The organism is Roseovarius sp. MMSF_3281 (assembly GCF_030733685.1).
Taxonomy (GTDB): Bacteria; Pseudomonadota; Alphaproteobacteria; order Rhodobacterales; family Rhodobacteraceae; genus Roseovarius.
Window position 1 is genome coordinate 84,867 of the sequence record NZ_JASHIM010000006.1, and the last position, 24,439, is coordinate 109,305.

General features: G+C 61.3%; 21 protein-coding genes. 16 read left to right on the forward strand and 5 right to left on the reverse strand.

What is annotated here, in order from left to right; all coding sequences use genetic code 11:
* Positions 1-81 precede the first annotated feature (81 nt).
* The 8 genes from RBB32_RS08690 to rarD all read left to right on the forward strand — a co-directional run bounded on the left by RBB32_RS08690 (position 82) and on the right by rarD (position 8,242).
* Complete coding sequence (locus tag RBB32_RS08690) at positions 82-1,326, forward strand: sarcosine oxidase subunit beta family protein (protein WP_306152307.1); 1,245 nt, start codon at positions 82-84, stop codon at positions 1,324-1,326.
* 12 nt (positions 1,327-1,338) lie between these two features.
* Positions 1,339-1,668: a sarcosine oxidase subunit delta gene (locus RBB32_RS08695; protein WP_294623473.1), complete on the forward strand. Its 330-nt coding sequence runs from the start codon at positions 1,339-1,341 to the stop codon at positions 1,666-1,668.
* A gap of 62 nt (positions 1,669-1,730) precedes the next feature.
* Positions 1,731-4,745: a sarcosine oxidase subunit alpha family protein gene (locus RBB32_RS08700; RefSeq protein ID WP_306152308.1), complete on the forward strand. Its 3,015-nt coding sequence runs from the start codon at positions 1,731-1,733 to the stop codon at positions 4,743-4,745.
* The gene (locus tag RBB32_RS08705; RefSeq protein WP_306152309.1) at positions 4,738-5,316 is read left to right on the forward strand and encodes a sarcosine oxidase subunit gamma; all 579 of its coding nucleotides are present in this window, start codon (positions 4,738-4,740) and stop codon (positions 5,314-5,316) included. Before RBB32_RS08700 ends, RBB32_RS08705 begins: the two co-directional genes overlap by 8 nt.
* A gap of 98 nt (positions 5,317-5,414) precedes the next feature.
* Positions 5,415-6,014 (forward strand): superoxide dismutase, encoded by a 600-nt coding sequence (locus tag RBB32_RS08710; protein ID WP_306152310.1) that lies wholly within the window; start codon positions 5,415-5,417, stop codon positions 6,012-6,014.
* Between the two features lie 123 nt (positions 6,015-6,137).
* Positions 6,138-6,356 carry a hypothetical protein gene (locus RBB32_RS08715; protein ID WP_306152311.1) on the forward strand — a complete coding sequence of 73 codons (219 nt, stop codon included), beginning with the start codon at positions 6,138-6,140 and terminating at the stop codon, positions 6,354-6,356.
* A 1-nt stretch (position 6,357) separates the two neighbouring features.
* Positions 6,358-6,816, forward strand: coding sequence for a host attachment family protein (locus tag RBB32_RS08720; protein WP_306152312.1), 459 nt, complete (start codon positions 6,358-6,360; stop codon positions 6,814-6,816).
* Positions 6,817-7,345: 529 nt separating this feature from the next.
* Positions 7,346-8,242, forward strand: coding sequence for an EamA family transporter RarD (gene rarD / locus RBB32_RS08725; protein ID WP_306152313.1), 897 nt, complete (start codon positions 7,346-7,348; stop codon positions 8,240-8,242).
* Here the strand turns inward: rarD and RBB32_RS08730 are convergent.
* The gene (locus tag RBB32_RS08730) at positions 8,203-8,754 is read right to left on the reverse strand and encodes a TIGR00730 family Rossman fold protein (protein WP_306152314.1); all 552 of its coding nucleotides are present in this window, start codon (positions 8,752-8,754) and stop codon (positions 8,203-8,205) included. The two genes, rarD and RBB32_RS08730, sit on opposite strands and share 40 nt — an antisense overlap.
* Before the next feature lie 103 nt (positions 8,755-8,857).
* Here RBB32_RS08730 and RBB32_RS08735 point away from each other — a divergent pair, with 103 nt between their 5' ends.
* The 3 genes from RBB32_RS08735 (at position 8,858) to xrtE (ending at position 13,575) form a co-directional block, all read left to right on the forward strand.
* The gene (locus tag RBB32_RS08735; RefSeq protein WP_306152315.1) at positions 8,858-10,036 is read left to right on the forward strand and encodes a LysM peptidoglycan-binding domain-containing protein; all 1,179 of its coding nucleotides are present in this window, start codon (positions 8,858-8,860) and stop codon (positions 10,034-10,036) included.
* A gap of 71 nt (positions 10,037-10,107) precedes the next feature.
* Entirely contained in the window at positions 10,108-11,919 is a 1,812-nt protein-coding gene (locus RBB32_RS08740) for an ABC transporter ATP-binding protein/permease (protein WP_306152316.1), read from the forward strand.
* 63 nt (positions 11,920-11,982) lie between these two features.
* Positions 11,983-13,575, forward strand: a complete 1,593-nt coding sequence (gene xrtE, locus RBB32_RS08745; protein ID WP_306152317.1) for an exosortase E/protease, VPEID-CTERM system — start codon at positions 11,983-11,985, stop codon at positions 13,573-13,575.
* A 121-nt stretch (positions 13,576-13,696) separates the two neighbouring features.
* Here xrtE and RBB32_RS08750 read toward each other — a convergent pair whose 3' ends face one another.
* From RBB32_RS08750 to RBB32_RS08760, 3 genes are all read right to left on the reverse strand, one after another.
* Positions 13,697-13,948: a VPEID-CTERM sorting domain-containing protein gene (locus tag RBB32_RS08750; protein WP_306152318.1), complete on the reverse strand. Its 252-nt coding sequence runs from the start codon at positions 13,946-13,948 to the stop codon at positions 13,697-13,699.
* A gap of 208 nt (positions 13,949-14,156) precedes the next feature.
* Entirely contained in the window at positions 14,157-17,960 is a 3,804-nt protein-coding gene (locus RBB32_RS08755; protein ID WP_306152319.1) for an efflux RND transporter permease subunit, read from the reverse strand.
* Positions 17,957-19,186, reverse strand: coding sequence for an efflux RND transporter periplasmic adaptor subunit (locus RBB32_RS08760; protein ID WP_306152320.1), 1,230 nt, complete (start codon positions 19,184-19,186; stop codon positions 17,957-17,959). Before RBB32_RS08760 ends, RBB32_RS08755 begins: the two co-directional genes overlap by 4 nt.
* 156 nt (positions 19,187-19,342) lie before the next feature.
* Between RBB32_RS08760 and RBB32_RS08765 the strand changes: the two genes are divergently transcribed.
* The 5 genes from RBB32_RS08765 (at position 19,343) to der (ending at position 23,986) form a co-directional block, all read left to right on the forward strand.
* Positions 19,343-19,477: a hypothetical protein gene (locus RBB32_RS08765; protein ID WP_306152321.1), complete on the forward strand. Its 135-nt coding sequence runs from the start codon at positions 19,343-19,345 to the stop codon at positions 19,475-19,477.
* Between the two features lie 43 nt (positions 19,478-19,520).
* Positions 19,521-19,823 carry a hypothetical protein gene (locus tag RBB32_RS08770; protein WP_306152322.1) on the forward strand — a complete coding sequence of 101 codons (303 nt, stop codon included), beginning with the start codon at positions 19,521-19,523 and terminating at the stop codon, positions 19,821-19,823.
* 574 nt (positions 19,824-20,397) lie between these two features.
* A complete protein-coding gene (locus RBB32_RS08775; RefSeq protein ID WP_306152323.1) occupies positions 20,398-21,081 on the forward strand; it encodes a hypothetical protein in 684 nt (227 codons plus the stop codon).
* Between the two features lie 60 nt (positions 21,082-21,141).
* Positions 21,142-22,467, forward strand: a complete 1,326-nt coding sequence (locus RBB32_RS08780; protein WP_306152324.1) for a PQQ-like beta-propeller repeat protein — start codon at positions 21,142-21,144, stop codon at positions 22,465-22,467.
* 49 nt (positions 22,468-22,516) lie between these two features.
* A complete protein-coding gene (der, locus tag RBB32_RS08785) occupies positions 22,517-23,986 on the forward strand; it encodes a ribosome biogenesis GTPase Der (protein ID WP_306152325.1) in 1,470 nt (489 codons plus the stop codon).
* Here the strand turns inward: der and RBB32_RS08790 are convergent.
* The gene (locus tag RBB32_RS08790) at positions 23,983-24,438 is read right to left on the reverse strand and encodes a hypothetical protein (RefSeq protein ID WP_306152326.1); all 456 of its coding nucleotides are present in this window, start codon (positions 24,436-24,438) and stop codon (positions 23,983-23,985) included. The two genes, der and RBB32_RS08790, sit on opposite strands and share 4 nt — an antisense overlap.
* Between the last annotated feature and the right edge of the window lies 1 nt (position 24,439).

The following is a 24,439-nucleotide window of genomic DNA, read 5'->3' on the forward strand; positions in this document are numbered from 1 at the left end:
TGATCCCCGAAACCTTCCTGTATCATACACGGGGGGCAGGCGGCCCCGTGCCGCGAATCCATCAGATTTCCGAGAGCGCGCATGAAACGTTATTCCGCCTTTGCCGTCGCCCGCGAAGCCCTGCGAAACCACATGGGGTGGGAACGGGCCTGGGCCTCGCCCGAGCCAAAGAAAAAATACGATGTGATCATCGTGGGCGCGGGGGGGCACGGCCTTGCCACCGCCTATTACCTTGGCAAGAACTTCGGAATCACCAACGTGGCGATCCTCGAAAAGGGCTGGCTGGGGGGCGGCAACACCGGGCGCAACACCACGATCATCCGCTCCAATTACCTGCAAGACCCCTCGGCGGCGATCTATGAAAAATCTCGCTCGCTCTACGAGACCCTCAGCCAAGATCTCAACTACAACGTCATGTACTCGCCCCGTGGCGTGATCATGCTGGCCCAGACCGAGCACGAGGTGCGCGGCTACAAACGCACCGCCCACGCCAACGCCCTGCAAGGGGTCTCGACCGAGTTCATCTCGCCCCAGCGCGTCAAGGAAATCGTGCCAATCATCAACCTCGACGGTCCGCGCTACCCGGTCCTTGGCGGCCTCTGGCAGGCCCGCGCCGGTACCGCGCGCCACGATGCCGTGGCTTGGGGCTTTGCCCGGGCCTGTTCTGCCATGGGCATGGACATCATCCAGAAATGCGAAGTCACCGGCGTGTCGCGCGATGGCGACAAGGTCACCGGTGTGACCACCAACCGTGGCGATATCGCCTGTGACAAGCTGGGTATCGTCGTGGCGGGCAACTCCGGCCACCTCGCCGATATGGCGGGCTTCCGCCTGCCCATCGAATCCGTCTCGCTTCAGGCGCTTGTCTCGGAACCGATCAAACCCTGCATGGATTGCGTCGTCATGGCCAACACCGTGCACGGCTACATGTCGCAATCGGACAAGGGCGAAATGGTCATCGGCGGCGGCACCGACGGCTTCAACAGCTACACGCAACGCGGCTCCTTCCACCATATCGAGGAAACCGTGCGCGCCCTCGTGGAAACCTTCCCGATGGTCGCCCGCCTCAAGATGCTGCGCCAATGGGGCGGGATCGTCGACATCACCGGCGACCGCTCGCCGATCCTGTCGAAAACCCCGGTCGATGGCGTCTTCATCAACTCCGGCTGGGGCACCGGCGGCTTCAAGGCCACCCCCGGCTCGGGCTGGGGCTTTGCCGAGCTGATCGCCAAGGGCCACTCGCCGCTTTGCGACGAGTTTTCGCTCACCCGCTTCAAGGAAGGCCGGTTTATCGACGAATCCGTCGCCGCCGGCGTCGCACACTAAGGAGGGAAAGACATGCTCATTCTCGATTGCCCCTGCTGCGGCGTGCGCGGCGAAGAAACCGAATTCCACTCGGGCGGTGAGGCGCACCTCAAACGCTTTGGCCCCGGCTCCTCGGATGATGACTTCCACGGCTACCTTTTTGAAAAGGTAAACCCCAAGGGCGTGCATTTCGAACGCTGGCGGCACGTCAACGGCTGCGGCAAGTGGTTCCACGCCGCCCGCTGCACCATGACGCTTGAGGTCTTCGGCACCTACTCGGCCCAAACGCTGGAACCGCCGCAAGAGATCAAGGACAAGATCACCGCCAAGCGCCCCGGCTGGAGCTGGAGAGAATTCTCATGATGCTTTTTCTTGGCAAAAATACCCACTTTCCGACCATCACCACTGGCACGAGGGCCTAGGACATGAGCACACGTCTCGCCACTGGCGGCCGCCTTCTCGATAAATCCCGCACGCTGGACTTCTCTTTCAACGGCAAACAGTTGAAGGGCGTCGAAGGCGATACGCTCGCCTCCGCGCTTCTGGCCAATGACCAGATGCTTGTTGGGCGCTCCTTCAAATACCACCGCCCGCGCGGCATCGTCGCCTCGGGCGGCGAAGAACCCAACGCGCTTGTGGGGCTGGGCGAGGATGGCAAATTCGAACCCAACCAGCGTGTCACCACGACCGAACTGTTCGATGGCCTGACCTGCACCTCGCAGAACCACTGGCCCAGCCTTGAGTTTGACGTCGGGATTCTCAACTCCAAGCTTTTCGCGCGCTTCCTGCCCGCGGGCTTCTACTACAAGATGTTCATCCACCCGCGCCCCCTGTGGAAACACGTCTATGAACCCTTCATTCGCCAATCGGCCGGTCTGGGCAAGGCGCCGCGCGACCGCGATCAGGATAGCTATGAACACTTCTACGCCTTCTATGACGTGGTGGTGATCGGCGGTGGTGTCGCCGGTCTGCAAGCCGCCAAGGCGGCGGGGCAGGCCGGGGCCAAGGTGCTTTTGATGGAACAAGACCCCCACTGGGGTGGCCGCGCGCCCGTGGATGGCGGCACGATTGATGGCCAAGACCCACAGGCCTTCGTCGACGCCACCCTTGATGAACTGAAATCCATGGATAACGTCACCCTGCGCATCCGCATGATGGGCGCGGGCGTCTATGACCACGGCTATGTTCTGGGCTACGAGCGTGTGAACGATCACGCGCCATCGGCCAAAGGCCCGCGCCACCGCCTCTGGCGCATCCGTGCCGGGCAGATCGTCACCGCCACCGGTGCCATCGAACGCCCGCTCAGCTTCGCAGGCAACGACATTCCCGGCGTCATGCTGGCCTCGGCCGTGCGCGACTACGCGGTGAACTACGGTGTCTCGATTGGCGACCGGACTGTCGTTGTCACCAACAACGACGATGCCTATCTCACCGCCATCACCCTCAAAGAGGCTGGCCTTGAGGTTCCCGCGATCCTTGATGCCCGCGCCTCGGGCGGCGGGGCGTTGGCCGACCGTGCCCGCGACATGGGTATCCGCGTTGAAACCGGCAAAGGCATCGCATCGGTCAAAGGCGGCAAGCGCGTCGAAGGCGTGGCCATCTGCGCCCAAGCGGGCGAAGGCGCGGTGTTGGAGGAAATCAAATGCGATGCGGTCGCCATGTCGGGCGGCTGGTCCCCCGTCGTGCACCTCTGGTCGCATTGCGGCGGTAAGCTGATCTGGGACGAGGCCGAGGCGATGTTCCGCCCCGACCCCGAAAAGGCCCCCACCGGCGACACTGGTGAAGGCTTCGTCATCGCCGCAGGTGCCGCCAACGGCATGTTCGCGCTGGGCGAGGCCCTGACGGACGCGCAAAGCGCAGGCGAAGCCGCCGCCAAGGCCACCGGCCACAAGGGCAAATCCGGCACAGCCCCCAAGGGTGAGGCCCCGTCCTATGCCGCGATCCAACCCGTCTGGATGATGCCGCAAGGTGCCAACATCAAGCTGCGCATGAAAGCATGGCTCGATTTCCAGAACGACGTGAAGGTCTCGGATATCCAATTGGCCGCGCGCGAGGGCTTTGAATCGGTCGAACACGCCAAGCGCTACACCACCCTCGGCATGGCCACCGATCAGGGGAAACTCAGCAATATCAACGGCCTGGCGATCCTCTCGGACGCGCTGGGGCAGGCGATCCCGCAAACCGGGACAACCACCTTCCGCCCGCCCTACACGCCGATTTCCCTGTCCTCCATCGCGGGCAATGCCATCGGCGACACCTTCCAGCCGATCCGCAAAACCCCCATGCACGACTGGCACGAGGAAAACGGCGCCCATTGGGAGCCGGTGGGCGCATGGCGCCGCCCCTATACCTTCCAGAAATCGGGCGAAAGCGTCGAGGATGCGGTGATCCGCGAGATCAAGCAAACCCGCGAAAGCCTCGGGCTGCTGGATGCCTCGACCCTGGGCAAGATCATCGTCAAGGGGCCCGACGCCGGGCGCTTCATGGACATGCTCTACACCAACATGATGTCGACCCTGAAACCGGGCCGCTGCCGCTATGGCCTGATGTGTGGCGAAAACGGCTTTCTCAGCGATGACGGCGTCGTCGCCCGAATCGACGAGGAAACCTTCCTGTGCCACACAACCACCGGTGGCGCTGACAGCATCCACGCCCATATGGAAGAGTGGCTGCAAACCGAATGGTGGGATTGGAAGGTCTATACCGCCAATGTCACCGAACAGTATGCCCAGATTGGCGTCGCGGGCCCCAAGTCGCGCAAGGTGCTTGAAAAACTGACCAACGATGATGTCAGCGCCGAGGCGCTAAGCTTCATGGGCTGGACCGAAATCACCGTCGCGGGCATTCCCGCACGAGTCTTCCGTATCTCCTTTGCCGGGGAACTCAGCTTCGAGCTTTCGGTGCCGGCCAGCCATGGGCGCGCGCTCTGGGATGCGTTGATGGAGGCCGGTGCCGAATTCGGCGTGACCCCCTATGGCACCGAGGCTATGCACGTGATGCGGGCCGAAAAGGGTTTCATCATGATCGGGGACGAAACCGATGGCACCGTCATCCCGCAAGACCTCATGATGCACTGGGCGATTTCCAAGAAGAAAGAGGATTACCTCGGCAAGCGCGCGCAGGAACGCGAGCATATGGCCGATCCCAACCGCTGGAAGCTGGTGGGCCTTGAAACCACCGATGGCAGTGTCCTGCCTGATGGGGCCTATGCGGTGGCCGATGGCACCAACGCCAATGGGCAACGCAACCTGCAGGGACGGGTCACCTCGACCTACTACTCGCCCACTCTTGACCGTGGCATCGCCATGGGCCTTGTTCACAATGGCCCCGACCGCATGGGCGAGGTGCTTGATTTCCCCAAGGTGGACGGCACCATCGTGAAAGCGAAAATCGTCGATCAGGTCTTCTTTGACAAGGACGGAGAAAAGCAAAATGTCTAACGCAGCCGTCAGCGCCCTCAACGGCGCCACAGTGCAGGGCTTCGCCCGGGTCGAGGAAATGGGCCTGCAGGGGATGATCACCCTGCGCGGCGATCTGGCCTCGGCCAAGGTGAAAAACGCCGTCAAGGAGGCCACGGGGCAGGACGTGCCCGCGCTGCGCAGCCTGAACACCGGCGACAAGGGCGCGGTGGCCTGGATGTCGCCCGATGAGTTGCTCATCATGGTCGATTACGCAGGCGTCACCGACACGCTGGCCTTGATCGAAGCGGCCCTTTCCGGCGAACACTTCCTTGCCGTCAATGTCTCCGACGCCCGCGCGATGTTCCGGGTGTCGGGCAGCGCGGCAGGCGTACGCGAAACCCTGGCCAAGCTCTGCCCCGTCGACATGACCCCGGGCGCGTTCGAGCCGGGCATGTTCCGCCGCACCCGCATGGCGCAAATCCCCGCCGCCATCTGGATGCCCGATGCCGAAACCGTGCAAATCGTCTGCTTCCGCTCGGTCGCCGAATACACCTTCAACCTGTTGCGCGATGCCGTGGCTGAAGGCGGCGAAGTCGGATTGTTTTCCTGACGGTTTTGGGTGGAATTATCCGCCTTTGGGCCTTGACCTTGCGGGGTCAAGGCTCCCATGTAGTGGCCTGTAGATTTTGAAACGAACAGGGGGCCCACATGGCTTTTGAACTTCCCGATCTTCCCTATTCGCACGATGCTCTGGCCGATCACGGCATGAGCCGCGAAACACTGGAATACCACCACGACATTCACCACAAGGCCTATGTCGACAATGGCAACAAGGCCATTGCCGGGACCGAGTGGGAAGGCAAATCCGTCGAAGAGATCATCAAGGGCACCTACGACGCCAATGCCGTCGCCCAGAACGGTATCTTCAACAACGCCTCGCAGTACTGGAACCACAACCAGTTCTGGGAAATGATGGCGCCCGGCGGCACCGGCATGCCCGGTGAACTGGAAAAAGCGATCAACGAAAGCTTCGGGTCGCTCGACGAATTCAAATCGCAATTCGCCGCCGCGGGCGCGGGTCAATTCGGCTCGGGCTGGGCGTGGCTCGTCAAAGACACCGATGGCGCGCTGAAAGTGACCAAAACCGAAAACGGCGTGAACCCGCTCTGCTTTGGTCAAACCGCGCTTCTGGGCTGCGACGTGTGGGAACATTCCTACTACATCGACTTCCGCAACAAGCGTCCGGCCTATCTCGATAACTTCCTGAACAACCTCGTGAACTGGGAAAACGTCGCCTCGCGCATGTAATTCCGGGAACGAACCAAGGTTGATTGCGCCCCTCGGCTTGTGCCGGGGGGCGTTTTTATTTGGCCGGAACCTTGCCCGGGGGGCTTGCGTTACATCAATGACAACAACGAAACGGAGGCAAGAATGGCAGAACGTCAGAGGTCGAAAGACGGTCACCGCGACAGCGACGCGATTCTCGGCGACAAGGATCAGGTTGCCGATCAAGGGCGCGCCGGCGGCGATCTTGCCCGCAAGATTGCCACCCGTGACGAGGAAAAGCGCGCCAAGGAACGGCCCGGTGGGGCAACGCGCGTGACCAAGGCAGACGAACAAGACAGCGGCGCAGACCGGGGAGACGAATAAGATGGCCACCTTGACCAACGGAACATGGGTATTGATCGCGGATGGCGAAAAGGCGCTTTTTGTCAGGAACACCTTGGATGCCATCACCCCCGGTTTCGAAGTCGTGAAGAAAGAGGAACAAGAAAACCCTTCGGATTATGAGCAATCCGCAAACCGCCCCGGCCGGATGCAGGACGGCGGCGCGGGACAGTTGTCCGCCATGGACGACACCGACTGGCACGAACTGGCCAAGGAACGCTTCGCCGACGATCTGGCCGACAAGCTTTACCGTTACGCCCACAAGGGGGCTTTTGACCGGATCGTTCTTGTCGCCCCCTCCGGCGTGTTGGGGCAGTTACGCAAGACGCTGCACAAGGAAGTGGAGCAGCGTGTTGTCGGCGAGCTTTCCAAGGATCTCACGAACCATCCGCTAGACAAGGTCGAAAAGCTGCTCAAGAAGGAATTCGATCCCAAGCTCTGACATGGCCTTTTTCTAAAGCGTTTCGCGAAAATCTGGCTCACGGCTTGTCGCGGAATGCAGCCAAAGTGCGAGCGTTGCACCCGTTCCGCCTTTCGCTGATGGCCCAGGTGAAAGGCGGAACGCTTTAGGTTGGCCTTCGCGGGCACATTTGTCCCCCGGTGGTCCGGGGGGCTGATGTCGGCACTCATCCAGTCATGCGGGTGCCGATTGGCGTGGCGCTTCGCTGGGGTGGGGGGAAGACCAATGTGACCGTCTTTCCATGACCACGCCCTCTGCGCATCGGCCCGGGTCTTGCTTGATGTTTCCGCCGGTCGCATGCCGAATCCCGTTCTGCTTCCTGTTCCGCCACCATGACGGCCAAAGGTTAGCAAAAGGTTGAAACGTACGACTTGTACGTTCTTTCGACACCGCCGCCCGGATTTCGTACGAAACTCGCGTATAAAACGTACGACTCGTACGTTTTTCCCGCTTGCCATTCCGTGCCCCATGGCGCACCCCTTGGGCGTGGTCAAAGTGAATGGGAAAGACGATGCGCGAGCCGGTCAAAGGTGTTCTTGCGATGGTGGCCTGCTGCACCGTCTGGGGCCTTTCGTCGATCTATTACAAGCTGCTCGAACATATCCCGCCCATCGAGATTCTGGCCCATAGAACCTTGTGGTCATTGATTTTTTTCGCATTTGTGCTGGTCGTTCAGGGGCGGTTTCGCATGTTGCTAACCGCCGTGGGCACCCGGCGTTCGGCGGTGGTCATCGGTGCGGCGGCGCTGCTGATCTCGCTCAATTGGTTCACCTTCATCACCTCGATTCAACTAGGGAAAGCGGTTGAGGCCTCACTTGGCTACTATATCTTCCCCCTGGTCAGCGTCATCATGGGCGCCATCGTCTTCAAGGAACGTTTGGGCCGGGTGCAGATACTGGCCGTCGGACTGGCCGCGCTGGCGGTGATCACCCTTACGGCGGGCCTGGGCGTCGCCCCCTGGATCGCCCTTGTTCTTGCCATGAGCTTTGGTCTCTATGGTGTTGTTAAAAAAGGCCTTTCCGTCGGCCCGGTTGTCTCGGTCACAGCCGAGGTTCTGATGTTGTCGCCCATCGCCTTGGTGGTGCTTGGCCTCACCCACGGTCAGGGCGGCGGCAGCTTTGCCAGCAACTGGCAAGACAGTCTTATGCTGATTTTCTCAGGAATCCTTACCGGCCTGCCGCTGATCCTTTTCAGCTATGCCGCCAAGCGCGTGATGCTCTCCACCGTGGGGCTGGTACAATACTTGAACCCCAGCCTGCAATTCCTTGTGGCAACACTGATTTTCCGTGAAGCGTTCAGCGTCTGGCACGCCATTGCCTTCGCCATGATCTGGACCGCCCTCGCGCTTTACACCACCTCCGCCCTGCGTCAGGACAAGGCCGCGCGAAGGGCCGCCATCAGCCCCTGAACATCGTCGATTTCTTCGATGAAGCCCAGCAGGCTGGCGTCGGCGAAACCCTGGTCCACGACATGGTCCATCAATTGCCTTAATGGTGTCCAGTAACCTTCTGTATTCAGAAGGTAAATCGGCTTGTCATGCAGGCCCAACTGCCGCCATGTCAGCACCTCGAAAAACTCGTCAAGCGACCCCGCACCGCCGGGCAGAACCACGATCGCGTCCGAGTTCATGAACATCACCTTTTTGCGTTCATGCATGGTTTCGGTCACCACATATCGCGTCAGGTCGGTCTTGCCCACCTCCCACCGAACCAGATGCTCGGGGATCACGCCGAATGTCTCGCCTCCCGCGGCCTGGGCCGCGCGTGCCACCGCCCCCATAAGGCCGACATCCCCGGCGCCATAAACCAAGCGATACCCACCTTCGGCCAGACGGGCCCCAAGATGCGTGGCCTCGGCTTCATACGCCGGGCGCGCCCCCGCACGTGAGCCGCAAAAGACACAAACAGACCGTGTTGACATGAAATTTTCCCTACGTCCCAAAGGGTTGTTTTGACCAGTGATAGCCTTGTTGCTATTCTCCGGCAACCGTGTGGCGCGGGGGACGTCTCACAAGGGGAAAGGTATGAGCAAACTTGCGGGAATGGCCAGTGGACAGGGCCTTGCGATCGCGACAGCGGCGGTCGTGATCATTGGTGGTGGACTGGGGCTTTTTGCCTCTGGCTTCTTGTCGACGGAGGACAAAAGCGAACCCAGGCAAACCGCCTTGACCGTCGAAGAGACCGAAACCGAAAACGCGCCCTCCAAACAGCCGGAAGTCCAAGCAACAGCCCCGGACAAGGTTACGCCCGCACCTCCGACGTTTTCCAACTTCCGGCTCGCCCCTGATGGTGGATTGCTGGTTGCGGGCAGGGCCGCCGCAGGTGGGACTGTGGCGATCCTTCTGGACGGTCAGGAATTGACCCGTGTGACAACCGACGCAAACGGCGATTTCGTTGCCTTTGATGATATCCCGCTCAGTTCTGGCGCCCGCGTTCTGACACTCAGCATGCTGGCCCAGAACGGCCATCAGGCGCTGGCCTCGAAGGATGAGATCATCATTGCTCCGATGTCGGCCCCCGTGGAAACGGCCGCGGTCCCGGATGCCGGGGTGCTGACACCGGAGTTGCAAGCGCCCGAGACAACGGCAAGCGGGGCGATCGAACGTGAACAGGACGTGGCGCAAGCACCTGACATCAAGAAGGAAAATACACAGCCACAGGCGGTTATTCTGTCAAATGCACAGGGTGTCGAGGTGCTTCAACCTGCTGTATCGACGGCGCAAGGCACCCCCGAGGCAATGACCAGTGTGGCGCTTGACGCCATCAGCTATGCCGAGGACGGCGAAGTCCGCTTGACGGGGCGCGCGCAGGGGGAAGGCTTCGTGCGGATTTATCTGGACAATAGCGCGATCACGACCTCCCGCATCAAGCAGGGCGGTGCATGGCGGACCGATCTGCCAAGTGTCGATGCCGGGGTCTATACCCTGCGGATTGACGAGGTCAGCACCGAAGGTGAGGTGATCTCGCGTATCGAAACCCCCTTCAAGCGCGAAGCAAGGGACGTGATTTCGACCCAAGGGGAGTTGGGCCAAAGTGTGCGCGCCGTCACCGTACAGCCGGGGGCCACCCTTTGGGCGATCTCGCGCCGGAACTATGGTGAGGGTACGATGTATGTCCGCATATACGAGGCCAATCGTGATCGCATCCGCGATCCTGACCTGATTTATCCAGGACAGGTTTTTTCCGTGCCACAGGCTGACTAACCTGTTGCTGCTCTGGCCTTTTGTCGTCTTTCGGCCTATCTGAAGCTCAGGCAATCCAAACAGGCCAATCCATGCGCCGCAGCACCCTGACCACAACCGAAACACCGGCTGACGGCTGGTCTACGATCCGTCGGGTTGCGCCCTATCTCTGGCCCGAAGGTCAGGCATGGGTGAAGCGCCGCGTGGTGCTGGCCTTGATCGCGCTTTTCATTGCGAAATTGGTCGCCGTGGGGACGCCTTATTTCTACAAGGCCGCCGTGGACGCATTGGCCGGAGAGGGGCAAAACCCGGCCTGGATGCTGGGTGCGGGCGCCGTGGGCCTGACCGTGGCCTATGGCATGGCGCGGCTGATGAACGTGGGATTTCAACAGCTTAGGGATGTGATCTTTGCCCGCGTGGCCCAACGTGCACTGCGGCAATTGGCGCTTGAGACCTTTACTCACATTCACCGGATGTCCCTGCGCTATCACATCACGCGCAAAACCGGTGGGCTTAGCCGGATTATCGAACGTGGGGTGAAAGGGGTCGAATTCCTTCTGCGGTTTTTGTTGTTCTCGATCGGGCCACTGGTGCTTGAGCTTTTGATGATCGGCATCGTCCTTTGGACCTTGTTCGACTTTTGGTATCTGGCCGTGGTGGTGGGCGTGATCGCCGCCTATGTTGGTTTTACCTTCAAGGTGACGGAATGGCGCGTGAAATTGCGCAAGCAAATGAACGACCAGGATACCGATGCCAATCAAAAGGCCATCGACAGCCTGCTGAATTTCGAAACGGTCAAGTACTTCGGCGCAGAGGAGCGCGAGGCCTCGCGCTATGACGCGGCGATGGAAGGGTATGAAACCGCCGCCCTGCAAACCTCCTATTCGCTGGCTTTTCTGAATTTTGGGCAGTCTTTACTGATTACCGGCGGGCTAGTCGCGGTCATGGTCATGGCCGCCCTTGGAGTGCAAAACGGCAGCCTTACGGTGGGCGATTTCGTTATGGTCAACGCCTACATGATTCAAATAACCATGCCGTTGAACTTTCTCGGCACGGTTTACCGCGAAATCCGGCAATCGCTTGTGGATATGGGCGAAATGTTTGGATTGTTAGAGCAAAAGCCAGATGTTTCGGATAACCCTGACGCCAAGGTTTTAAATGTGCAAGGCGGGGAGCTGTCCCTTGATGGTGTCGTTTTCGGGTACGAGGCCGAGCGCCCGATCCTCAAGGGGATTGATCTGCACGTCGGCCCGGGGGAAACGGTGGCCGTCGTCGGGCCTTCGGGGTCGGGCAAATCCACGATTGGCCGGTTGTTGTTTCGCTTCTATGACGTACAGGATGGGGCGTTGCGCATAGACGGGCAAGACCTGCGCGACGTGACACAAAAAAGCCTGCACGCCGCTATAGGCGTCGTGCCGCAGGACACGGTCCTGTTCAATGACACGGTTGGCTACAACATCGCCTATGGCCGTGATGGCGCCACGCAGGCCGAGGTCGAAAATGCCGCAAAGGCCGCCCAGATACATGATTTCATCATCGGTCTGCCCGAGGGCTATGAAACACAGGTGGGAGAACGCGGTTTGAAGCTCTCGGGCGGTGAGAAACAGCGCGTCGGCATCGCCCGAACCCTTTTGAAAAACCCGCCCATTCTTCTTCTGGACGAGGCGACAAGCGCGTTGGACACCGAGACCGAACGTGACATTCAGGGCGCTTTGAAGCGCGCGGGCGAGGGGCGCACCGTCATAACCATTGCCCACCGTCTGTCGACGGTGGCCGACGCCGACCGGATCGTCGTTCTGGAAGATGGCCGCATTGCCGAGGAAGGCACGCATTCCGACCTCTTGGCCAAACAGGGCCGATATGCCAGCCTTTGGCGACGCCAACAAGCCGAAGAGGCCGCCTAGCGACGCTGTAATTTCCTTGTAATCTCCATCTTTTGACCATGGTCTTCGTCAAGGGTGGCGCGCATGACACAAGTGGAGTCTTTCAAGATGCCGCAACGCGCGGTCTGGATCTGGATGCTGTTCGCCGTGGAACTGGTGGCCATCGTGGTCGCCTTTCAGGTTCTGGCCTCGGTCGAATGCCGCCTGACCAGTCTTGAAACCGCCTGTCGCGGGCTGCGCGGAGTGGTGGTGCGGGCCATGTGCCTTGGTTGCATGCTGGGCATATACCTTTGGGCGCGCGCCCCGGCGCGGCGCGATTTCGCGGTGATGGCCGAGGCGCAGGATAGTGGGAAACTGTGGATGGTCCTGCATGGCCTTGGTCTGGCCTTGGCCTTCATGCCGCTGCTTCTCGTGCCGCAATCGCAGATGAACGCGGCTTTCGGCCTGATCTTCCCGGTGCTGGTGGCCGGGGGCGGCATGGCGGCATTGGGGGGCCTTTTCTGGCTGGCCCGTCCGGGGGATTGGTGGGCTTGGCTGCGGCCGCGCTGGCGCGAGTTGCTGGCGCTGAGTGTCCTGGCGCTGATCCTGCCCGATATCGCGGATTTCATGGCCCCGTTGTGGTACTGGCAGGTGCTGACCCGGATCACCTTTTTCGGGGTGGCGATCCTGCTTTCGGTTTTTGCGGGCGTGCCCGTGGTCAACCCCGAGACACAGATTATCGGCACCAACGGCTTTCTGGTGGCCGTCGCCGACAGTTGCTCGGGGATCGAGGGCTTTGCCCTGATCACCGCCTTTCTGGCGCTTTATGCGATCTTGTTCCGCGATACGCTGCGCATGGGGCGCTTCTGGCTGTTGGTCTGGCCGGTGTCGATTTTCCTCAGTTGGCTTTTGAACGTGGTGCGGATCACCGTGTTGATCCTGATCGGCGCGCATGGCTCGCCCGAGCTCGCGGTCAATGGCTTTCACAGTTTCGCAGGCTGGCTGTTCTTCACGGCGCTGGCAATTGGCGTGTTGATCGCGGTGAGCAAATTCCGCTGGCTCCAGAAGGAAACAGCCCCGCGGATTGAGACCCCCCTGTCGCAAGATGATGTGGCCGCGCGTATCCTGCCTTTCGTGATTTTCATGCTGTCGGGGATCGTGGTCAATGCCTTCTGGGCCGCGCCCGAACTGGGTTATCCCTTGCAGGTGCTGGGTATGGCAGGCGCGCTTTGGTACGTGCGCCGTCCGCTGCGTCATTACCTTGTGCGGCCCTCTGGCCTTTCGGGGCTGACCGGGCTTGCGGTCGGTCTGGGGTGGGTCGTGTTGGCGCCTGCGCCCGAGGCCCCGTCAGAGGCCTTGCTCGCCCTGTCGCCCTTGGTGTTCGCGGCCTGGGCCGCTTTGCGTCTCCTTGGCACGGTCGCCTTGGTGCCATTGATCGAAGAGTTGTTTTTTCGTGGATACGTGCAAACCCGCATCGACGATGGCACATGGCCGCGCCGCGTTCTGGCGATTGGCGTGTCGGCGGGGGCCTTTGCCCTGCTGCATGGCCGCTGGCTCGAAGCAGGCTTTGCCGGGGTCGTCTTTTCGCTGCTTTACATAAGACAAGGGCGGCTGGCTGATGCCATAACCGCCCATGCCGTGGCCAATGCCCTGATCGCCGTGGTTGCCGCGTGGCGGGGCGATTGGACCTTGATCTAGAGCGTTTCCAGTTTACCTTGAATCAAAGTGTATCCCCAATGTCCCGAGAAGACCGTAGGCCGGGCAGGGTATTGGGGATACAATAATAACTGGAAACGCTTTAAAGGTTGGGACGCAGCGCTTACTGGGCGCGGCGGCGCTTGATTTCCCAAGCCAGCGCCAGCGTGGCCAGAACCGCCGCCATCGCCAGAACGCCGGTCGAGGCGTCGATTTCCGGAACCGCGGATGGGGTCGACGAGCCGTTCGATGAACCCGAAGAACCCGAGCCCCAGTTAAACCATGAGTCCCACCAGCTATAGCTTTGGGCAGATGCCATGACGCTGCTGCTGGTATAGGCCAAGGTGGCCAATGCGGATGTCTTGAACAGTTTCATTTCTAATAATCCCCAGATTCTGTCCCTCATAATAAGCCACAAAATTCGAAATATGGCAAAACTTAGATGCACAGCCCGTGAATTTGTTGCGAAAACGGAAACGCAATCGGGCGTTTTGCGAAATTGTGCGGCAATTCGCGACGAAATCGCCCTAGTTTCCGGGTATTGCGGCAAGAATAAGGTTCAGGCCAATGATTCGATCCGGGCGTTATTCGGCCGCTCTCAACGGGCGGCCTTTTTCGTCGGTGTCAGAGGCGCCGCGTCTGGCGACCACGGTTTTGATCGCCTGCGCATCCGGGGCGCCGCCTTGTTCGTCCTCGTATTCGTCCAGATCGCCGTATTCGTCCCACAAGATTTCGGGCGGGTGCGTGCGCCCGGCGGCCCGGTTCAGGGCCCAGTCTTGCGCGGCACGGCTGCTGCGGCCCAGCGACAGCATGGCAAGCCCCCGCGCGCCCCATTGCACATAGGTCGTGGTCCAGACCCGCAGCGCCAGCATCGAGGGCGTGAAGACCAGCGTCAGCATCGTTGCGATACCAAGCCCAAAGACCACGGCCGTCGCCAGTTGCTTCCACCAAAGCGAGGTGGGCGAGTTGAAGGCATAGCCGCCGTTCGCGAAATCAAGGCTCAGGCCGAACATCATCGGCGCAAGACCGGCCATTGTCGTGGTCGTGGTCAACAAAACCGGGCGGATGCGCGCCTCGGCGGTACGGGTGATCGCCTCGATCCGTGGCATGTAGCGGCTGTATTCCTGGTAGGTGTCGATCAGTACGATGTTGTTGTTCACCACGATCCCGGCCAGCGCAACGATACCGGTGCCTGTCATGATGATCGAAAACGGCTGGTTCATCACCAGCATCCCGATCAGAACCCCGGTGGTCGACAGAACCACCGCCAGCAACACCAGAACTGCGTTATAAACGCTGTTGAACTGCGCCAGAAGGATGATGAACATCAGGCCCAAGGCGCCGGCAAAGGCTTTCTGCAGAAAGGCGCCGGATTCCTCCTGGTCCTCCTGATCGCCTGTCCATTCGTAGGATACGCTGGCTGGCAGGGCGCCACTTTCCAGCCACTCGGTCAGAACCTCGATCCGCTCATTCGCCGTAATCGGCACCTCGGCGCCATCGCCATTTTCGCCCGCGACGGTCTTGGTCAGCTCCTCTTTCACACCCGCCTTTACGTCGAAGTAACGGGTTTGATCGACGCGGTCGATCTGGGCCAGTTTCTGCACCGGCTCGCGGGTGACGAAATTCGACAATGGTACAAGGCCATCGGAGGTACGTACCTTGAGGGTGTCCAGCGTACTTAACACCCGGTCCTCCTTGGGCAGGCGGACGCGGATGTCGATCTCTTCATCGGACGACGGCACGCGCATGGTATCAAGCAGGATCCCCCGCGTCACAAGCTGCACCATGGCCCCAACCGTGGCCACATCCGCGCCGTAACGGCCCGCCTTTTCCACATCGACGTTGATCTGCCAGTCGATGCCGGGAAGGGGCAGGGTATCTTCCACCAAGGTCAGGCCAGTGGTGTCATCAAATTTTGCACGGGCCATCCGGGTGGCCTTTTGCAACTCATCCCAGTTGTTGCTTTTCAGGCGCAGGTGCACCGGCTTGGCCGAGGCCGGGCCACGTGCCTGCGCCAGAATCTCGATCTTGATGCCGGGAATCTGCTCCAGTTGCGCGGTTAGCTCGTCAATGATGGTATCACCGTCATAGGCCTCGGCACTTACCGCGCGGCGGACCGTGTAGTCGATGAAAGGGATCGTGAACCACGCCTCGGTCTCGGTCGGGCGGTCCTCCCACGGGATGGTTTCAAGCTGGACCTGACCGATGGTATCCAGCGGCGGTTGCGCGCCGCCGGTGTTATTGTTCAGCCCGCCTTCGCCCGCGAAGGCAAAGGCCGTTTCCACGCCGGGATGGGCCAGAACCACGCGCTCGGCCTCTTCGACAAGGTGGTCTTTCTGTTCAAGCGAAAGGTTGCCGCGTCCCCGGACGTACACGATGGCCTGCTCGGGCTCTGATTCAACGAAGAACTCGGTGCCGTTGTTGTTGTTGACATAGTAGATCAGGACAGACCCGACGAGAACAAAGATCATCGCGAAGGCCACCAGCGGCATCACCGGGTTGGCGGCAATCGCATGGATGACCCAGCCGAAGGGCGAGCGGCGATAGCCCGCTTTTACCCGGCCCGCGCGCTTTGGAAACACCTTGGATTTGAGCCATGCAATGGCATTCCGGAAGCGCCGGAAAATCGCCATTATGCCCAAAAGCAGTGCCACGACCCCGGAAATTCCCATCGCTGCCAGGGCAACAACCCCCAAAAGCAGGATGAAAACCGTCGCCAGCGTGGGAATCACCGAGGCGATCACACGCCCTGCATCCATCTGGCCGAACTGGCCTGACACTTCACTCAGCAAAAGCGGCGCGACCTGCCCGGCCACCGCCACGGCCGCCACCGCCACCGGAAAAAGCAGCAGATGCCAAAGCCAATAGCCATCGCCGATCTGCGACAGCCATGTGGTGAACCACCGCTCGGTACGCCCGGTCACACCGCCCATCACAGGCAGGTACACCAAAGCCACCAGAAGCGAGGCGGATAGGACGAAAATCAGGGTGACGGGCAGCATGCCCATGAACTCCCCCGGCACCCCGGGCCAGAACAGCATCGGCAGGAAGGCGCACAGCGTCGTGGCGGTGGAACTGACCACCGGCCAGAACATCCGCTTGGCCGAGGCCACATAGGCATGCATCGGGCCTTCGCCCTCGGATATCCGCTTGTCGGCGTATTCGACCACCACGATGGCCCCATCCACCAGCATGCCCACGGCCAAGATTAGGCCGAACATCACGATGTTCGACACCGCCACGCCCATCAGCGCCAAAAGCGCAAAGCAGAGCAGGAACGACGTGGGAATCGCAAAGCCCACCAAAAGGGCAGGGCGGATGCCAAGCGCGGCCAGCGTCACGATCATCACCAGGGCGATCGCCGTCAGAACCGAGCCTTCCAACTGGCTGACCATCGAGGCCACGGTGCGCGACTGGTCGTTCGAGGTGCCAACCTCCACCGCCGCACGCAGTTTGTCGGGCCATTCGGCTTCGGCCCCGGCCACGGTCTCGCGCACCAGGTCGGCGGTTTCGATAATGTTGAAGCCCTTGCGTTTCACCACCTGAAGGGCAACGGTGGTTTCATCGTTGAACCGCGCGGTGCCGGTGCGGTCTTCAAAGGTCAGGTTGATCCGCGCCAGATCGCCCAGCGTCACCACCCGGTCGCCATTGGTTTTCACCGGCAGGTCGTAAATATCGCGGGTCTCATCGAAGGATGACGGGATCTTGACCGAGAACGCCCCGGTTTCGGTTTCCACCTCACCGGCGGCGATCAATTGGTTGTTGTTTTGCACAACGGTAATCAATTCGCCCGCCGTGACGTTATAGGCCTCAAGGCGCAGCGGATCGATCACCACCTCGACCATCTCGTCGCGGTTACCCGCGATCCCCGCCTCCAGAATCGGCTCAAGCCCTTCCAGATCGTCCTGCAAATCCTTGGCCAGCCGCGCCATGGTGCGTTCGGGCACATCGCCCGTCAGGTTCACGATGATGATCGGGAACTCGGAAAAATTGATCTCGTTGATCGTGTACTTCTCATAGCCTTCGGGAAACTTGCCCTCGGCGGTGCTCATGGCGTCGCGCACATCGGCCATGATCTTGGTCTTGTCCCAGCCGAATTCGAACTCAAGCGCCACCCCGGCATAGTTTTCCGCCGCCGTGCCGGTCATTTCCTTCAGCCCGTCCAGATCGGACAATTCGGTTTCCATGACCTTGACCAGAAGTTTCTCGCTATCCTCGGCGGAAATGCCAGGGAATTGCACCGAAACGAAAAGCGCCGGAATCTCGATGTCCGGCTCGCCTTCTTTCGGAAGGCCGATGTAGGCAAAGCTGCCCGCCAGAATGGACAGCACGATAAAGGCAATGACCATCCGCGCCCGCGCGGCGGCCCAATCGACGATGCCCGTCATTGGCCAAGCTCCTGATAGCTCGGGTTCACCTTGACGCCATCGGTGACATATTCCTGCCCGATGGTGATGACATTGGCCTCATCCGGCAGGCCCGACAGCCACACGCCGTTGCTGGTATCGCGCAATAGGGTCACCGGGGCAAAGCCCGCCTCGTTCTCGTCGGTCACAAGGCGTACGCCAAGGGTGCCCTCGTCATTCAGCGTCAGCGCCGATTGCGGCAACAGATGCGCCTTGGTGCCTTCGGCGGCAATGACGATTTCGGCTGTTTGCCCGTCGCGCAGGGTCAGATCCGGGTTGGGCACCTCGATATCCACGCGGAAGGTGCGGGTGGTGGGGTCGGCCTTGCGTGACAGGAAAGTCACTTCGCCCTCGACACGCCCGCCCGAGGCCAGGTCGGCCACGGCCAGCGCGCCGATCTCAACGCGCGACACCTCGGTTTCCGGCACGTAGCCAACCAACATCACAGGGTTCAGCTGGATCACAGTGGCGCAAAGGCCGCCGGGTTGCAGAAGGCTGCCCAATTCGGCGGTATCGGTTTCCAGAAGTCCCGCAAAAGGCGCGGTGATCGTCAGCCGCTCGATTTCCTTTTCCGCCGCCGCCACGGCGGCCTCGGCGGATTGAATGGAACTGCGGGTGGTGGCAAGGCCCGACCGTGCGGTTTCCACTGCGGCCTGCGCCGAACTGACCGCCGCCTTGGTCGACGCCACGCGCGTTTCCGAGGCAAAGCCATCTGCCGACAGGGCCTGCGCGGCGCGGTCGTTGATCTGTGCCTCTTCCAGCCGCGATTGCGCCTCGGTCAAACGCGCGCGAGCCTCGGGCACTCGCGCTTGCGCCTCGGCCAGACGCGCCTGCGCTTCGGCCAAGGTGGCATCGCGGGTGCCCGGATCAAGACGGCACAAAACATCGCTTTCGCTGACCATGGTCCCCTTGCGGATCGGCTCGGAGATCACTTGGCCGCTGGTTTCGGCGCGGAGGTCGACCTGGCGGAATGCTTCGGTCTGGCCGCGCAGAACCACGGCGCTGTCGATCTCGCGGGCCTTGGACTTGATCGCAACCACCCCAACGGTTTCATATTCCGGCGTGGCCTCGGGGGCGGTTTCCGCCTCGGCCTCGGTCTGTGTGCCCCCGCCCGGGTCAATGACAGCGGCAATCCGCTCGCGCTCGAACACGAAGACATAAATCAGGCCGATCGCAACGATGGCGGCAAGAATCGGAAAAAGTCGCATCTATCAAACCTTCCGGACACGCGATCAGAGCCGGTAAATTACTCCCAACCTGATGGCACAGTATACGCTAAACTGTCCGGTTCAGATTAAACTTTTCGCCACGAAGCTGCAAGTCAGGCTTTCGTGCAACAATGTACGTTTGTTGTCCGGGGTGAGATGATCGTACTGACCTCGGACAATCCGGATCACCCGACGGACATCCGGCGGGGCGAGGAAATGAACCGTATGAAGGTTCTCGGAGAGGTGGTTTGGTCCGGCCACGCCTGGACGGACCCGGTCGGCCCGCTTTAACCTCTAATCCTCGTGCTGCAATTTATAGCTAAAAGGATACGCCATGATCTCCCTTCGCATCTCAGCCTATATCGCCCTGGCCATCGGCGCCTTTCTATTATTCTTCGCGGCTGTTGAAGAGAGTTTTGTACCACTACCCTTTGGGGTGACCGGCTTGCTCTTCGGTGTGCTTTTCCTCGCGGCGGACAAGGCGTTGATGTTATTAACTGAGATTCGCGACAGCCTGTTGGCGGTAAAGCAGGATGAGGTTCTTGAGGCCCCGGTCCCGAGTTCTGATACGGTTGATATGTCGGACCTCTCAGAGCGTCTGAGTTCCGCTAAAACCCGTGCCGAAAAGCGCGTTTAGCTGCCGTTTCTCTGCGAAAATCAGTTCCCAGTTCGAATTCACGATAAATCACGCCGTGATTGCGTAAGGCGTTGTTTTCGCGCCGTTTATCTCGTTCTGGGAACTCGGCAGGCAACTGGGCCGGTCAGTTCCCAGTTCCGAAGGGGGCTTTGGGGGCGCTTTCATGCTTTAATGTGCCCGCCAATGGCCCGTTTAACCCTTGTTTAAAAGGCCTTTCGCGCCGCGCCCTCTGCCCCACAGCCCCTCTAGGTCGCCCACAGGCCCTTTTGCGCGATCTCTGCAAACACCTTTGCAATCCGCCCACCACGACACCACCCGCCCTATCGCCCTTTTTTACAAGGCTCGTCCACGAAAGTCCGGGGTCATCGCGGTTCTTCCAGATACTGCAATACTCTGTGTCACCATACATACGTTGTAGGGGGACAGACATTATTGCAGTAACCGGAAGAGCCGCGATGATGGCGGAACAACCCGGACTGGCCCGCCCTGCGCCCCTTTGCTGTCATGCGGGCTGCCCCTTGGCAGGGGCGGGGCTTCGCGATAAGAGGGGGCAATATTCGCAAGGGGGGCGCGCGTGAGCGACACCGACAGTTTTATCGACGAAGTGACCGAAGAGGTCCGGCGCGACCGCTTGTTCGGCCTGATGAAGCGTTATGGCTGGATTGCTGGCTTGGCAGTGCTGCTGATCGTGGGCGGCGCGGCATGGAACGAATGGCGCAAGGCGCAGGACCGCGCCGAAGCCGAAGCCTTTGGCGATGCCATCAAATCCGCGTTGGAGCTGCCCGAACGCGACGCCCGGGCCGATGCCCTGGCCGCCATCGAGGCCCCCGATGCCGGTGGGCAGGCTGTGGTTGACCTTCTGACGGCTGCCGAATTCGGCACCCAGAACGCGCAAGACGCCGCCAACCGCCTTCTGGCCGTGGCCGACCGCGATGGGATTGAACCGGTTTACCGGCAATTGGCCACGCTCAAGGCCGTGGCGCTTCCGGACTCGGGGCTTTCGTTGGATGACCGCCGGGCGCGACTGGACGGCTTGGCGCTGTCGGGGGGGCTTGTGCGGCTTCTGGCCGAGGAACAATTGGCCATGATCGATATTGAAACGGGTGACACCGCGGCGGCCATTGACCGTTTGACGCAGGTTGCTCAGGACGCTCAGGCAACCGCAGGCTTGCGTCGGCGCGTGTCTCAAGTGATTGTAGCTCTCGGTGGCGACCTGCCAGAGGCGGGTGCGACGGGGCAACTCGGCAACGAGGGCTAGAAAACCACCCGTGGGCCAAAAGGGCCCGCGCGTGAAAGGTTAGGAACGGGGGCAAAGGCGTTGAAATCCACGGCAATCTTTCTGGGACTCTCCGTAGTCCTGTCGCTTGCGGCTTGTGACAAACGCGAGGCGATCCTTCAAGGTGAGCGTGAGAACATTCGCTCGATCCTCTCCGATGACGCGACCGCCGCCCCTGATGCTCGGCCGCAAAACCGGGCCTTGCCCCTGTCTTTGCCTGCCGCTCGCAGCAATTCCGACTGGACGCAGGCCATCGCCACCCCGGCGACCCGTGTCGCGCATCCTGCGCTGGGCGCCGCACCGCAACGCATCTGGTCGGTCAATATCGGGTCAGGCGACGGTCGCCGCAGCCGCATCACCGCCGATCCGGTCGTCGCAGGCGGGCGCGTCTTCACCCTCGATTCGCAGGCCCAGGTTTCGGCGGTCAGCACCCAGGGCGAAGTGCTTTGGACAACCGATTTCACGCCGGCGAACGATCGGTCCTCGGATGCCTCCGGCGGTGGTCTGGCCTATGGCGACGGAAAACTTTTCGTGACCTCGGGCTTTGGCCTGCTGACGGCGCTTGATCCGGCCACCGGCGCGCAGATCTGGCAACAGGATCTCGATGCCACCTCCACGGGGGATCCCACGGTGCGCGACGGGATGGTTTACCTCGTTGCGGGCGACGAGATCGCCTGGGCCATCAATTCCGATACCGGCCGTATCGAATGGCGCCTTGGCGGCACGCCCGACATCAACAACGTGCTGGGCGGTCCGGCCCCTGCGGTTACCGATAAATACGCTGTCTTTGCCTTCGGCGCAGGCGAGCTTCAGGGCGCCTTCCGCAAAGGCGGCTTGCGCCTTTGGGATGCGCAGGTGGCGGGCACCCGGGATGGCTTTGCCAGTGCCTTGGTCGACGATATCACCGGCGCCCCCGTGGTGGATGGCGATACCGTCTATGTCGGAAACCATTCCGGGCGCACGGTTGCGCTCAACATCGCCAACGGCGAACGCCTTTGGACGGCCAACGAAGGTCCGCTTAACCGGCTCTGGCCTGCGGGCGACTCGGTGTTCATGATCTCGGACCGGAATGAGCTTTTGCGCCTCTCCGCCGAGGATGGCAGCCGCATTTGGGGGCAGGCCCTGCCGTTCTTCACCAAGAAACGGGTGCGCCGGCAAACCCAGATTTTCGGCCACTACGGCCCGGTGATCGCTGGCGGGCAACTGATCGTGGCCTCGTCAGACGAGAAACTGCGCTTCTTTGATCCGGTCAACGGCGCCCTTCGCCGGACGATAGAGCTGCCGGGCGGGGCCACCTCGAACCCGGTGGTGGCGGGCCAAACGCTCTATGTCGTGTCGAAGAAGGGGCAATTGCACGCTTTCCGTTGACGCGCCGATGCTGTAACAGGGCGGCTTGACCCGCCCCGGAGCCTGAATCATGAGTTTCACCCTTGCCATCGTGGGCCGCCCGAACGTGGGCAAATCCACGCTGTTCAATCGCCTTGTCGGCAAGCGCCTTGCCCTGGTCGATGACCAACCCGGCGTTACCCGCGACCTGCGCGAAGGCGAAGCGCGGCTTGGCGATCTGCGATTTACGGTGATCGACACCGCGGGCCTGGAAGAGGCCACCGACGATTCGCTGCAAGGGCGGATGCGGCGGCTGACAGAACGCGCGGTGGACATGGCCGATGTCTGCCTCTTTCTGATCGACGCCCGTGCGGGCGTCACGCCAAGCGATGAAGTCTTCGCCGATATCCTGCGCCGCCGTGCCGATCACGTGATCCTTGGCTGCAACAAGGCCGAAGGCAGTGCCGCCGATGCCGGTGTTTACGAATCCTACGGCCTTGGCCTTGGTGAACCCGTGCGGCTCAGCGCCGAACACGGCGAGGGCATGAACGAGCTTTATTCGCTCCTTGCCCCCGTGGCCGAAACCTATGAGGAACGCGCCCAAGCCAATGCGCCCGAGGTCGAAGTTGATGTCGACGAAGAGGGGGAGGTTGATCCCGACGCGCCGATCAAACCCACCGTCGACAAACCGCTTCAGGTGGCTGTCATCGGCCGCCCCAACGCCGGCAAATCCACACTGATCAACAAGATTCTTGGCGAAGACCGGCTTTTAACCGGCCCCGAGGCCGGGATCACCCGCGACTCGATCTCGCTCACGCTGGATTGGGAGGGGATGCCGACCCGCGTTTTCGACACCGCCGGCATGCGCAAACGCGCCAAGGTACAGGACAAGGTCGAAAAACTCTCGGTCGCCGATGGTCTGCGGGCGGTGAAATTCGCCGAGGTGGTCGTTGTCCTGCTGGATGCCGCCATCCCGTTCGAACAACAAGACCTGCGCATCGCCGACCTGGCCGAACGCGAAGGCCGCGCCGTGGTCGTGGCGGTGAACAAGTGGGACGTCGAGGCCGAGAAACAGCAAAAGCTGCGCGACCTGCGCGAAGCCTTTGAACGCCTTTTGCCGCAATTGCGCGGCGCCCCCCTGGTCACCGTGTCGGCCAAGACGGGCAAGGGGCTGGACCGGCTGCGCGCGGCGGTGGAAAAGGCGCATGACGTCTGGAACACCCGGATTTCCACCGCGCAACTGAACCGTTGGCTGACGGGCATGATCGAGGCCCATCCCCCCCCCGCGCCGGGTGGGCGCCGGATCAAACTGCGTTACATGACCCAAGCCAAAACCCGGCCCCCCGGGTTCGTTGTCATGTGCTCGCATCCCGACAAACTGCCGGAAAGCTATTCGCGGTATCTGGTGAATGGCCTGCGGGAAGATTTCGATATGCCGGGCACGCCGATCCGCCTGCACATGCGCTCGCAATCTTCCAAGAATCCCTACAAGAACAAGAAGAAATCAACGCCCTCGCGCCTGCGCAAGCATATCCAAGGCCGGGGCGGCGCACAGGGTTAACGCTTATCGGGCCTGCTCAGGCCGTCTGCGCGCGACAGGCCCGCATGGGCCTGCCAAGCGCTGAGCGCCAGCATCACAATGCCCGCCGTGCACAGCGCCAGCACCGCCCAGTTCGCCGTGCCGAGGTTGGCCACCACCACGCCCACCAGCGCCCAGATCACCGCGCCCACATACTCGGGCGTATCACCGCGCAGGGACATGATGACCAAGGCAATCACCAATGCCAGCACGATCATCGCCAGCGCCGCCAGTCGCTCGCCCAGAATGCCATGCCCGGCCAGCATAAGCCCCAAGGCCACGCAGGAGGCGGCGGTCAACCACCCGGCATAAAGTGCAATCGGGGTTCGTAGCCAAAGCCTGTCACCGTTGCCCGCACTTAACAGTGCCCAAAGGGCGGTCACCAGCATGATCCAGATCAGCACCGTCGCCCAAAGGGGCGAGATCTGCGCCACC